Source organism: Streptomyces sp. NPDC027672, assembly GCF_055566335.1.
Window position 1 is genome coordinate 128,004 of record NZ_JBVHSO010000009.1, and the last position, 12,133, is coordinate 140,136.

12 protein-coding genes and 1 pseudogene are annotated in these 12,133 nt (G+C 73.2%); 9 read left to right on the forward strand and 4 right to left on the reverse strand.

What is annotated here, in order from left to right; genetic code table 11:
- Positions 1 to 184: 184 nt before the first annotated feature.
- The 5 genes from ACZ4SV_RS22460 (at position 185) to ACZ4SV_RS22480 (ending at position 5,836) form a co-directional block, all read left to right on the forward strand.
- On the forward strand, positions 185 to 1,408 hold the full coding sequence (locus tag ACZ4SV_RS22460) for an NAD(P)/FAD-dependent oxidoreductase (protein WP_468006128.1): 1,224 nt from the start codon (positions 185 to 187) through the stop codon (positions 1,406 to 1,408).
- The gene (gene nirB / locus ACZ4SV_RS22465) at positions 1,409 to 4,018 is read left to right on the forward strand and encodes a nitrite reductase large subunit NirB (RefSeq protein ID WP_468006129.1); all 2,610 of its coding nucleotides are present in this window, start codon (positions 1,409 to 1,411) and stop codon (positions 4,016 to 4,018) included.
- A complete protein-coding gene (nirD, locus tag ACZ4SV_RS22470; protein ID WP_468006130.1) occupies positions 4,015 to 4,374 on the forward strand; it encodes a nitrite reductase small subunit NirD in 360 nt (119 codons plus the stop codon). Before nirB ends, nirD begins: the two co-directional genes overlap by 4 nt.
- 32 nt (positions 4,375 to 4,406) lie before the next feature.
- Positions 4,407 to 4,991 (forward strand): TetR/AcrR family transcriptional regulator, encoded by a 585-nt coding sequence (locus ACZ4SV_RS22475; RefSeq protein WP_468006131.1) that lies wholly within the window; start codon positions 4,407 to 4,409, stop codon positions 4,989 to 4,991.
- Between the two features lie 77 nt (positions 4,992 to 5,068).
- Entirely contained in the window at positions 5,069 to 5,836 is a 768-nt protein-coding gene (locus tag ACZ4SV_RS22480) for an SDR family NAD(P)-dependent oxidoreductase (RefSeq protein ID WP_468006132.1), read from the forward strand.
- A gap of 33 nt (positions 5,837 to 5,869) precedes the next feature.
- Here the strand turns inward: ACZ4SV_RS22480 and ACZ4SV_RS22485 are convergent, their stop codons facing one another.
- From ACZ4SV_RS22485 to ACZ4SV_RS22495, 3 genes are read right to left on the reverse strand one after another with little or no spacing between them, the layout of a single operon-like run.
- Positions 5,870 to 6,703, reverse strand: coding sequence for a carbohydrate ABC transporter permease (locus ACZ4SV_RS22485; protein ID WP_397942256.1), 834 nt, complete (start codon positions 6,701 to 6,703; stop codon positions 5,870 to 5,872).
- Positions 6,696 to 7,598, reverse strand: a complete 903-nt coding sequence (locus ACZ4SV_RS22490) for a carbohydrate ABC transporter permease (protein WP_468006133.1) — start codon at positions 7,596 to 7,598, stop codon at positions 6,696 to 6,698. The genes ACZ4SV_RS22485 and ACZ4SV_RS22490 overlap by 8 nt, the downstream gene beginning before the upstream one ends.
- On the reverse strand, positions 7,595 to 8,851 hold the full coding sequence (locus tag ACZ4SV_RS22495; protein WP_365883641.1) for an ABC transporter substrate-binding protein: 1,257 nt from the start codon (positions 8,849 to 8,851) through the stop codon (positions 7,595 to 7,597). The genes ACZ4SV_RS22490 and ACZ4SV_RS22495 overlap by 4 nt, the downstream gene beginning before the upstream one ends.
- A 209-nt stretch (positions 8,852 to 9,060) precedes the next feature.
- On the opposite strand from ACZ4SV_RS22495, the gene ACZ4SV_RS22500 reads away from it, so the two are divergent.
- Positions 9,061 to 9,612, forward strand: a complete 552-nt coding sequence (locus tag ACZ4SV_RS22500) for a DUF4232 domain-containing protein (RefSeq protein WP_468006134.1) — start codon at positions 9,061 to 9,063, stop codon at positions 9,610 to 9,612.
- Positions 9,613 to 9,745: 133 nt separating this feature from the next.
- Positions 9,746 to 10,189 (forward strand): excalibur calcium-binding domain-containing protein, encoded by a 444-nt coding sequence (locus ACZ4SV_RS22505; RefSeq protein WP_468006135.1) that lies wholly within the window; start codon positions 9,746 to 9,748, stop codon positions 10,187 to 10,189.
- A 36-nt stretch (positions 10,190 to 10,225) separates the two neighbouring features.
- Here the strand turns inward: ACZ4SV_RS22505 and ACZ4SV_RS22510 are convergent, their stop codons facing one another.
- The gene (locus ACZ4SV_RS22510) at positions 10,226 to 10,591 is read right to left on the reverse strand and encodes an ATP-binding protein (protein ID WP_397981293.1); all 366 of its coding nucleotides are present in this window, start codon (positions 10,589 to 10,591) and stop codon (positions 10,226 to 10,228) included.
- A 277-nt stretch (positions 10,592 to 10,868) separates the two neighbouring features.
- Here ACZ4SV_RS22510 and ACZ4SV_RS22515 point away from each other — a divergent pair.
- Together ACZ4SV_RS22515 and ACZ4SV_RS22520 are read left to right on the forward strand one after the other, a co-directional pair.
- Positions 10,869 to 11,048, forward strand: a pseudogene (locus tag ACZ4SV_RS22515) (helix-turn-helix transcriptional regulator); the annotation flags it as partial.
- Positions 11,049 to 11,135: 87 nt separating this feature from the next.
- Positions 11,136 to 12,119, forward strand: a complete 984-nt coding sequence (locus tag ACZ4SV_RS22520; RefSeq protein WP_365882982.1) for a transcriptional regulator — start codon at positions 11,136 to 11,138, stop codon at positions 12,117 to 12,119.
- Positions 12,120 to 12,133: the final 14 nt, after the last annotated feature.

Sequence of the window (12,133 nt, forward strand, 5' to 3'; positions counted from 1 at the left end):
CGCCGAACCGCCGGGTCCCTCGCCCAGCGCCCGCAGGATGACCGCGGGCCCGCGGACCTCGACCCGCTTCCCCGCGCCCGCCCGGTCCCCCTCACACCCGTCGCCCCGTGCCGCTGAGGGCAGCGTTCCGCCCGGGAAACAGGGGTGATGCCGCCGGGTAACGTCCGGGCCGCACGCTCGGGACATGACCTCGAATACGCGTGTGGTGGTGATCGGCGCCGGTCTGGCGGGCGTGACGCTCGCCCGGCGGCTCGCCGAGCTGGGCACGCCCGCGCTGCTCGTCGGCGAGGAGCGGCACGCGCCGTACAACCGGGTGCTGCTCGCCGAAGTGCTGGCCGGCCGGTACGCGCCGGAGGTGATCACCCTGCCGCCGCCGGCCGGCCTGCTGTGCGCCCGCGTCACCGGCATCGACCGCGCAGCCCGGACCGTCGCCTGCGCGGACGGCATGTCGATCGCATACGACACGCTGGTCCTGGCCACCGGCTCCAACCCGGTGCTGCCCCCGCTGCGCGGCCTGTTCACCCCGGACCGCCGGCTCCCCGAGGGCGTCCACGCCTTCCGCACCCTGGACGACTGCCTCGGCCTGGCCGGGGCCGTGCGGCCCGGGACGCGCGCGGTCGTCATCGGCGGCGGGCTGCTCGGCGTGTCCGCGGCCCGCGCCCTCGCCGTGCGCGGCGCCCAGGTGGTCCTGGCCCAGCAGGGCGAACGGCTCATGGAGCGCCAGCTCGACCCGGACGCCTCCGGCCTGGTGCTGCGGCACCTGACCGGGCTGGGCGTGGAGGTGCACACCGAGTGCCGGGTGCGGGACGTGCGCTGCGTGGCCGGCGCGGTCCGCTCGGTGGAGCTGGCCGACGGCTACGCCCTCGACGCCGACCTGGTGGTCCTCGCCTGCGGGGTCCGGCCGCGCACGGCCCTCGCCGAGCAGGCCGGCCTCGCCGTCCGCCAGGGCGTCCTCGTCGACGACGAGCTGCGCACCTCCGACCCGCACGTGCACGCCGTCGGCGACTGCGCCCAGCACGACGGCACCGTCTACGGCCTGGCCGCACCGGCCCTGGAACAGGCCGGCACGCTCGCCGAACTGCTCGCGGGCGACACCGGCGCCCGCTACCGCGGCACCCGGTCCCTGACCCGGCTGACCCTCACCGGTCCCGGCTCCCCCCTGACCCCCTTCGACCTCGCCGCGTTCGGCGAGACCGAGGCGCGTCCCGGCGACGACGTGGTGCGGATCGCCGACGCCACCCGGGGCACCTACCGCAAGGTCGTCGTCCGCGACGACCGACTGGTCGGCGGGGTCCTCGTCGGCGAACTCGGCACCGTCGGCGCGCTCGCCCGCGCCTGGGAGGGAGCCGAACCGCTCCCCGGCGACACTCCCCTGCTCCACCTGCTCACCAACGATGGAGGCTCCTGAATGTCCGCCACCCCCGGGGCCACCCCCACGATCGTGCTCGTCGGCCACGGCATGGTCGGCCAGCGCTTCCTGGAGGCGCTCGCCGAGCGCGGCCTGACCGCCACGCACCGCGTGGTCGTGCTCTGCGAGGAGCCGCGTCCGGCCTACGACCGCGTACAGCTCACCTCGTACTTCTCCGGCCGCACGCCCGAGGAGCTGTCGCTGACCGACCTGCGGTTCCTCGAAGAGCACGGCATCGAACTGCACCTCGGCGACCCGGCCGAGACGATCGACCGCGAGGCGCGGCGGGTGACCGCCCGCTCGGGCCTGACCGTCGGCTACGACGTGCTGGTGCTGGCCACCGGCTCCTACCCGTTCGTGCCGCCGGTGCCGAACAAGGACGCCGCCGGCTGCTTCGTCTACCGCACCATCGAGGACCTGCTCGCCATCGAGGAGTACGCGCGGACCAGGGCCGTCACCGGTGCCGTCGTCGGCGGCGGACTGCTCGGCCTGGAGGCCGCCGGCGCGCTCAAGGGCCTCGGGCTGAACGCGCACATCGTGGAGTTCGCGCCGCGCCTGATGCCGGTGCAGGTGGACGAGGGCGGCGGCGCGGCGCTGCTGCGCACCATCGAGGAGATGGGCCTGACGGTGCACACCGGTGTGGGCACCCAGGAGATCGTCACGGACGAGGCCGGCACCGTCACCGGGATGAAGCTGTCCGACGGCTCCGAACTCGCCACGGATCTCGTGGTGTTCAGCGCCGGCGTCCGGCCCCGCGACCAACTGGCCCGGGAGGCGGGCCTGACGGTCGGCGAGCGCGGCGGCATCGCGGTGGACGAGCAGTGCCGGACCGTCTCGGACCCGCACGTGTTCGCGATCGGCGAGTGCGCTTTGGCCGCCGACGGCCGGGTGTACGGCCTGGTGGCGCCCGGTTACGAGCAGGCCGAGACGGCCGCCGCGACCATCGCCGCGGACGAGGCGTCCTTCACCGGCGCCGACCTGTCGACCAAGCTGAAGCTGCTCGGCGTGGACGTCGCCTCCTTCGGCGACGCGCACGGCACCACCGCCGACTGCCTGGACGTCGTCTACTCCGACTCGCGCTCCGGTCTGTACAAGAAGCTGGTCATCGGCCGGGACGGCACGCTGCTCGGCGGCATCCTGGTCGGTGACGCGGAGGCGTACGGCACCCTGCGCGCGCTCACCGGCTCGGTGCCCCCCGTCTCCCCCGAGGCGCTCGTCCTGCCCGCCTCGGCGGGCTCCGGGGCCCAGCTCGGCCCGTCCGCGCTGCCGGACGAGGCGGTCATCTGCTCCTGCCACAACGTCAGCAAGGGCACGATCCGCGGCGCGGTCACCGAGCACCGCTGCACCACCGTGCCCGAGGTGAAGAAGTGCACCAAGGCCGGTACGGGCTGCGGAAGCTGTGTGAAGGTGCTGGGCCAGCTCGTCACCGCCGAGCTGGAGGCGTCCGGGGTCGAGGTCGACAAGGGCCTGTGCGGCTGCTTCGGGCAGACCCGCGAGGAGCTGTACGAGATCGTCCGCGCGCTGCGCCTCACGTCGTACCGGGACCTGCTGGACCGCTACGGCCGGGAGGGCGCCCGGGGCGGCGAGGGGTGCGAGGTGTGCAAGCCGGCGGTCGGCTCGATCATCGCCTCGCTGGCCCCGTCGATCGGCGCGAGCGGCTATGTCCTGGACGGCGAGCAGGCCGCGCTCCAGGACACCAACGACCACTTCCTCGCCAACCTCCAGAAGAACGGCTCGTACTCGGTCGTCCCGCGCATCCCCGGCGGTGAGATCGCGCCCGAGAAGCTGATCGTCATCGGGGAGGTCGCCCGGGACTTCGGGCTCTACACGAAGATCACCGGCGGGCAGCGGATCGACCTGTTCGGCGCCCGGGTGGAGCAGCTCCCGCTGATCTGGGCCCGGCTGGTGGACGCCGGCTTCGAGTCGGGGCACGCCTACGGCAAGGCGCTGCGCACGGTGAAGTCCTGTGTGGGCTCGACGTGGTGCCGGTACGGCGTGCAGGACTCGGTCCGGATGGCGATCGACCTGGAGCTGCGCTACCGGGGCCTGCGGTCCCCGCACAAGCTGAAGTCGGCGGTCTCCGGCTGCCAGCGTGAGTGCGCCGAGGCCCAGTCGAAGGACTTCGGCGTGATCGCCACCGCGAACGGCTGGAACCTGTACGTCGGCGGCAACGGCGGCGCCACCCCGCGCCACGCCGACCTGCTGGCCCAGGACCTGTCCGACGCCGAACTGGTCCGGCTGATCGACCGGTTCCTGATGTTCTACATCCGCACCGCCGACCGTCTGGAGCGCACCAGCACCTGGCTGGAGCGCATCCCGGGCGGCCTGGAGCACGTGCGGGACGTGGTGGTGCACGACTCGCTCGGCATCTGCGACGAGCTGGAGAAGCTGATGCGCGAGCACGTCGCGCACTACCGCGACGAGTGGGCGCAGACCGTCAACGACCCCGAGAAGCTGGCCCGGTTCGTGTCCTTCGTGAACGCCCCGGACACCCCGGACCCGGTGGTCTCCTTCGTGCCCGAACGCGACCAGATCAAGCCCGACCTGCCGCTGCTGTCCATCGGCACGCGGCCCGCCGACGACGTCCTGGAAGGAAGCGCCCAGCGATGACCCTGGCAGTTGAGACGACCGATCTGAAGGTCCAGCTCCGGCTGGAGGACGGCTGGTTCACGGTCTGCGACCTGAGCGCGCTGGTGCCGGGCCGCGGGGTGGCCGCCCTGCTGCCGGACGGCCGCCAGGCGGCCCTGTTCCGCGACCGCGAGGACCGGCTGTACGCCGTCGACAACCGCGACCCGTTCACCGGCGCGGCCGTGCTGTCCCGCGGCCTGACCGGCACCCACCGGGGCCGCCCGTTCGTGGCCTCCCCGCTGCTGAAGCAGCGCTTCGACCTGGCCGGCGGGCAGTGCCTGGACGACGAGTCGGTGCGGGTGGCGGTGTACGCGGTGCGCACCCTCCAACTTTCTTGACCGATCGTTTCAGTAAGCCTAGGCTGCCTCCCATGGCCAGGACCAAGGAGTTCGACCCGGACGCCGCCCTCCAGGCAGCCCTGGAGCTGTTCTGGCGGCGCGGCTACGAGGCCACCTCGATGGCCGACCTGGTCGCACACCTGGGCATCGGCAAGGCGAGCCTGTACGCCACGTTCGGCAGCAAGCACGAGCTGTACCTGCGGGCGCTGGAGCGGTACGGGCAGACGCAGGACCCGGTGCTGACGCGCGAGCTGTCCGCGCCCGGCCCGGTGCTGCCGGCCGTGCGCGCACTGGTACGGCGGTTCGCCGCCGAGGCCGCCACGGCGCCCACCCGGGAGCGGGGCTGCCTGGTCACCAATACGGCGGTCGAACTGGCCCCGCACGACCGGGAGGCCGCCCGCCGGGTGGAGCGGAGCTGGGACACCGTCGAGACCCTGCTGCACGCCGCCCTGGTCCGCGCCCGGGCGCAGGGGGAGCTGGCCGCGGACCGCGATCCGGCGGCCCTCGCGCGCATGCTGTTCGTGCTGCTCCAGGGCGTGCGGGTGGTCGGCAAGGCGTCGGCGGACCCGGCCCGGGTGCGGGACGCGGCGGAACAGGCCCTGGCCCTGCTGGACTGACGGACGCGCTTCCTCCAGGAGGCGCGTTCTTTTCCGCCCTCAAACTGAACCGATCGGTCTAGAAAAGGGAACCTCTGATGACCCACCGCTTCACCGGCCGCACCGCCCTCGTCACCGGCGCCGGCTCCGGCATCGGCCGCGGGGTGGCCCTCGCCCTCGCCCGGGAGGGCGCCCGGGTCGTCGTCGCCGGGCGGCGCCGCGAGCCCCTGGACGAGACCGCGGCCCTGATCGGGCGCGAGGGCGGCACGGCGCTCGCCGTCACCGCCGACGTCACCCGGGCCGGCGAGGTGCGGGACCTGGTGGCCGCCGCCGTGGACCGGTTCGGCTCGCTGGACGTGGCGGTGAACAACGCCGGCGTCCTCGCGGGCGGCGGACGGCCCCTGGGCGAGCTGCCCGAGGAGGACTGGCAGCAGATGCTCGACATCAACGTCACCGGCGTCTTCCTCGCCCTCCAGGCCGAGATCGCCCGGATGCGCACCCAGCCGGACGGCGGCGCCATCGTCAACATCGCCTCCCGGATCGGCGTGCACAGCCGGCTGCCCGGCACCACCGGCTACGCCGTGAGCAAGGCGGCCGTATCGGTCCTGACCCGCGGCGCCGCCCTGGACCACATCGCCGACGGGGTGCGGATCAACGCCGTCAGCCCCGGCCCCACCGCCACCGCCATGTCCCTCAGGCCCGGCGAGACGGAGGCCGGCCGGGCCGCGCGGATGCGCGCCGAGGCGCCGCTCGGCCGGATCTCCACGGTCGAGGAGGTGGCCGCGGCCGTGCTGTACCTGGCCTCGGACGACGCGGCCTCGGTGGTCGGCGCGGACCTGGTGATCGACGGCGGCTCCACGGCCTGAGCCGCACCGCCCGCCGGCCGGGGCCGCCGCCCGTCAGTCGATCCCGGACCGCTCCACGCCGGCCACGATCCACCGCTGGAAGCACAGGAACACCAGCAGCAGCGGCAGGACCGACACGGCCGCCGCGACGAACAGCTCGTGCAGCCGTACGACCTGGGCGGTGGTGAACGAGGACAGGGCCACCTGCACCGTCCAGGCGCTCTGGTCCTGTCCGATCACCAGCGGCCACAGGAAGGAGTTCCACGCACCGAGGAACACGATCGTGCCGACGGCCGCGAACACCGGACGGGCGTTCGGCACGACGACGAGCCAGTACGTCCGCCAGTACCCGAGCCCGTCCACCTGCGCCGCGTCCTCCAGCTCGCGCGGGAAGCCGAGGAAGTACTGCCGGAAGACGAAGCAGGCGAACGCGGAGAACAGCGTCGGGACGATCAGTCCGCGCAGCGTGGACACCCAGCCCAGCGACGACACCAGCACGAAACTCGGCACGAAGGTGACGGCCGCCGGGACCAGCAGGGTGCCCAGGATGCCGTAGAAGACCTTGTTCGCGTGCCGGTAGGGGATGCGGGCCAGGCCGTAGCCGGCGAGGGAGGCCAGGAGCAGGGTGCCGAGGGTGGTGGCGACGGCGATCAGCGCGGAGTTGAGCAGGGAGCGCGCGAAGGGCACGGAGGGGTCGGCGAACAGTTCCCGCACATGGCCCCAGCGCGGCCGGGCCGGGAAGAAGGTCCAGTCGGGCGAGGTGATGTCCCGCTCGTCGGCGAGTCCGTTGCGCACGAGCAGGTAGAACGGGACCAGGAAGAGCAGGGCGAGCGCGCTCAGCAGCGCCAGCCGCAGCGCCCGCCCGGCCCGCACCAGGGCGTCATCCATCGCCGTCCGTCCTTCCCAGCCGCAGCCAGCGCGTCTGCGCCACCGTGACGACCGCGACGACCAGCGCGAGGATCACCGCGCCCGCGCTGCCCAGCCCCAGGTTCTGGCCCTGGCCGAGCGCGGTGTAGTAGAGGTAGACCAGCGGCGGGCGGGCGTACGGCGGATAGCCCCGGGCGTCGGACAGCAGGTTGTAGAACTCGTCGAAGGCCTGGAAGGCGCCCACGACGAGCAGCAGCACCACCGCGACCGAGGTGCCCCGCAGCTGGGGCAGGGTGATGTGCCGCAGCACCGTCCAGCCGGGCCGGGCCCCGTCCACGGCCGCCGCCTCGTACAGCACCGGGTCGATCCGCTGGAGCCCGGCGAGGAACAGGATCATGTAGAACCCGGCTTGCAGCCACAGCCGTACGGTCACGATGACCAGCCAGTACCAGGGCGGGTCGGTGGTGGACAGCCAGGCGACGGGCTCGCCGCCGAACCAGCCCAGCACCGTGTTGGCCAGCCCGAACCGCACCCCGCTGAAGATCGACATCTTCCAGATGAGCGCCGCCACCACATAGCTGCACGCGGCCGGCAGGAAGAACACCGACCGGAAGAACGCCCGCGCCCACCGGACGCGGTTGACCATCAGGGCGAGGGCCAGGGAGGACACGTAGGTGACGGGCACGATGAAGGCGGTGAACAGGAGGAAGGTGCGCAGGCTGTCGGTGAACGCCCCGTCGCGCAGCATGGCCGTGTAGTTGTCCAGCCCCGCGAAGTCGGTGGGCGTGACGGTGTTGTGCGCGTCGAAGAAGCTGAGCGCCACGCTCCACAGCAGCGGCACATAGGTGAACAGCGCCAGCCCGAGCACGAACGGCCCGGTGAACACCCAGAACCACAGGGTGCGCCGGTGCCTCACGACGGCTTCTTCACGTGCCGCACGCGCTTCAGCTCGGCCGTCACCCTGGCCACGACCGCGCGCAGTTCACGCGCCGGGTCCGCCCCGTCCTTGATGATCCGGCTGAGCGCGTCCTGGTAGGCGGTCTGGGCGGCCGGGGTCCACAGCAGCGGCTGGGCGTAGCCGTGGTCGGCGGCGAACCGCACGGCGTCGGCGGCCGGTCCCGTCCGCAGCCGGCCGGCCTTCGCGGCGAGGGACAGCCGGGCGGGGATGTGGAAGCCGTAGGAAAGCGCGAAGTCCGTCTGGAAGTCGGTACGTTCCACCCACAGCCACTTCACGTACTCCTTGGCCGGCTCCCGGTGGCCGCTGCGGGCGCTGACGGCGGCGCCGTAGGCTCCCACGGGCACGGCGGGCCGGCCCCGGGCGCCGTCCGCCGGGAACGGCAGCACCCCGAAGTCGTCCCCGAGTTCCTCGCGGACCCGGGGCAGCGCCCACAGTCCGCACCACTGCATCGCGGTCAGCCCCTGGACGAACGCCGACGGGTCGGACCAGTCGGCGGGCGCGCCGAGCAGCAGCGACTTGCCGGCGTACAGCCGGCGCAGCTTGCCGAGGGTGCGGGCGGCGGCCGGATCGTCGAAGCCGGCCGCGCCGTCGGCGGTGACCAGGTCGAATCCGGCCGCGCGCAGAGGTGTCCCGCCGAGAACGCCCGCTCCGCCGTCGTTGCCGAGGAAGAGTCCCTTCGTCTCGCCGTCGGTGAGCCGCGCGGCGGCGTCGATCAGGGCGTCCAGGGTGGCGGGCGGCTCGACGCCTGCGTCCCTCAGCAGGCTCTTGCGGTAGTAGAGCAGCTGCATGTCGACGACCTGGGGAATGCCGTAGACCTTCCCCTCGTACGTCATCGGTCCGAGCACGGCCGGGTTGAAGTCGTCCCGCACGCCCGCCAGCAGGTCGGTGAGCTCGACGACCTGGCCCTGCTGGATCTGGTCCAGTGTGGGCCCGTTGACCTCGAAGACGTCGGGCCCGGAGTCGGTCAGCAGCGCGGCGGCGGTCTGCTGGTCGTAGTTCCCGGGGCGCCACTGTACGGAGACGCGCGCCTTCTTGAAGGCGGCGGCGTACCGCTGCACGGCCCGCTCGGTGCCGGGCTCGCCGTACTGGTGGTACCAGTGCGACAGCCGTGGCCCCGAACCGCCGTCATCGCGGCCGGTGTTCGCGCCACACGCCGTGAGCAGTCCGGCGCCCGCGCCCGCGGCCAGCAGCGCCCTGCGGCTGATCGTCATCCCGTGCCCCCCTGCCGTCGTCACCGATGCACGGCCCAACGATCAACCATGCGGGGCGAATACGAAAGAGGGCCTCGGGGCCGTAGGCCGGCGTGGGGTGGGCACCCGGATTCGGACGTCCCGGTGGCGGCGCACAACTTTTCCGGCGCGGGACGCATCCAACACAGTGACCTTCATCCACCCATTCGTCCGATGGAGGAGGATGTGCCATGTTTCCGTATCCGTCATCTCCCCGAGTCGCCCGCGCCGCGCGCGGGCGCGGCCCGGTGCTCGCGCTGACCACGGCGCTCGTCGGTGTCACCGCCGCCGGTGCCGCCTGGAGCGCGGCCCCGGCGGCGGCCGGCGCCCCGGCCGCCGCGCGCACCTGCGCCGTGAGCGACCTGTACCTGTCCATGGGCGGCAAGGAGGGCGCGGCCGGATCGCTCTACTGGCCGGTCCGGTTCACCAACACCAGCACCACCAAGTGCGCCCTGCGCGGTTATCCGGGCGTCAGCGCGCTGGACAGCACCCACCGCCGGATCGGCCCGGCCGCCGCCCACAGCGGCAGCCGCTACGGCACCGTCACCCTGAGCCCCGGCCGCTCCGCCTCGGCGGTCGTCCGCACCACGAACGGGCCGGTGGGCGGCCCCTGCCTGCGCACCGGCAGCTACCTGCGGGTCTACCCGCCGGCCTCCCGCACCGCGACCCTGGTCCCGGCCCCCTGGAAGATCTGCTCCGGCGTCTTCCAGGTCGGCCCGGTCAACACGGAGGGCACGCTCTGACCCTCTGAGTCCCGTCCGCACGCCACCTGTTCATCACGAAACCATCACCTTCCCCCCACGCACGGCGCCCCGCACCTACGGTCGTCGGCACGTGTCACCGTCCGGTGCACGTGCCGTCGTCTGGGGGGACGCCATGACGAACCCGTACACCACACCGCCCGCGCCGCGAAGCCCCCGCTGGGCCCGCAAGCGCTACCTGCTCCCCGCCCTGGGCCTCACGCTGTTCGTCGGCGTGGGCATAGGCGCCGCGGGCGAGGACACCGCGCCCCGCACCGAACCGGCCGCCGCCGCCCCGCACCCGACGGTGACCGTGACCGCCACGGCGACGGCCACGCAGACGGCCACACCGGAGCCCGCTCCCACGGTGACCCGCACCCACACGGTGAAGGTCAAGGTCAGGGTCACCCACACCGTCACGGCCGAACCGGCGGCCGACACCGGCACCGACACCTCGGCCGGCGTCTACTACGCCAACTGCACCGAGGCCCGAGCCGCCGGCGTCACTCCCTTGCACACGGGCGACCCGGGCTACGACGGCCACCTGGACCGAGACGGAGACGGCGTGGCCTGCGAGTAGCCCCCTCCGGCGCCCACGGATGTCCCGCAACACACCTCACTCAGCGGGCCCCAGACACAGTTCGGCCCACACGACCTTCCACGCCCGGTACCGGTCGTATCCCCACCGGTCGCAGAGGGCGTCGAGCAACAGCAGGCCACGGCCGCTCTCGGCGCCCTCGCCGGGACGGTCCATGACGGGCAGCCCCTGCCCGGTATCCGAGACGCCGATCCGCACGCGGTCCCCGGTGAGCCGATGGACGGTGACCCGGGCCGTACGGCAGCGGGTGTGTCGCAGCGTGTTCGTCAGCAGCTCACCGACGACCAGCGTGGCCGCGTCCACCAGTTCCTCTATGGCCCAGACGCTCAGAGCCGAAGCGATGAGCAGCCGGGCTCGCCTGGCGGACTCCGGCTCACACGGCATCGTCTCGGCATATCCGGGTGCGCCAACAGACTCGGGTCTGGCAGCGGGTTCGCGCACGGACTTCGTCCCTCCACCTAGGAGCCGCCCTTCCGGGTGCGAGCGGCACTGTGCTTCACCGCCGCCCGGGGAGCCGACGGGCACTCCCGGGCGATGGTGACCAGGCAACCGCACTGCGTTACCGTCGCCCAGAGCGGGGCCCGGGCGTTTTCCGGGCACTACCCCCGCACGGACGCTGTGGTCTGCGACGATGCCGATCGGACCAGCGCAGGAGGCGATGATGGGCAGGCGGCCGAGGCTCGCCGGGCAACGCGCGGCGCGGGGTTACTCCCAGGAGGAGTTCGCCGCTCTTCTGGGCGTGGCCACTTCCACCGTCGTACGCTGGGAGAGCGGGCGCTCCTCACCACGTCCGTACCAACGCCCCAGAATGGCGCAGTTGCTGGGCGTGAGCCGAGCGGAACTCGACGCGCTCCTCTCCTCGGCGAGGACGGTCGTGGTCGCCTCGGGAAACGGCCCGGTGTCCGCTTCGTTCAGCGATCCTGGGGATATGAGACGCCGCGACCTCCTCGGACTGCTCACCGCCACGAGCGCCCTCCTCGCCGTGCCTGATCTGCCGGTATCCGCCTCCCCGGGGCGCTCCGCCGTGGTGCCGGAGGCGGAGGGCGCGGCGATCGAAAGCCTGTGGCGGGTCTACGGCCGCGCGGACGACAAACACGCGCTCTATCCGGCGGTCCGGCGGCGACTCGGCTCGCTGGCCGAGGAAATGCGGCACGCACGCGGTGCCAGCGGACGGATGCACGTCAGTACGCGGATCGCCGATCTCTACCAGCTGGCCGGCGAGCTGTTCTTCGACGCGCGGGACGACGCCTTGTCCGCCCACTGCTACACCCTGGCCGCGAGCGCCGCGAAGGAGGCGCGCGCGTACGACCTCTGGGCCTGCGCGCTGACGCGGCACGCCTACGTCGAGTTGTACGCGGGCCGGCCCGGGTCGGCGGCGCCGTTGCTGTCGGCCGCCTCGCGCATCGCCCGCCGTGGTGACAGCGCTCTTTCCACCCGCCACTGGGTGTCCGCAGTGCAGGCCCAAGTGCACGCCGCCCTGGGCGACTTCGACGCGTGTGTGCGCGCACTGGACGCCGCCGAGGAGGTGCGCGCGCTGAGCGGCCCGGCGCACAGCGGCGGATGGCTCCGGTTCGACGGCTCGCGTCTCGCCGAGGAACGCGGAGCTTGCTACCTCACGCTCGGCCGCCCCGACCTCGCCGAAGACGCGCTGGCGTCGGCGATGGCGCAGAACCTCAGTCCTCGTCGGCGTGGTGCCGTCCTCGTCGATCTCGCGGCGCTGGGGGCGCATCGGGGCGACGTCGACCAGGTGGTTCACTTCGCCGGCCAGGCCCTCGCCGTGGCCGGGCGGACGCATTCGGGATACGTGTCCGCCCGGCTCCACGGTCTGCGTCCCCGGCTCGCCGGGCTGTCCTCCGACGCCCGGGTCCCGGACCTGCACCACCGGATCGCGGCACTGCCGGGGTCCGCCTGACGAAGGGAAGAACT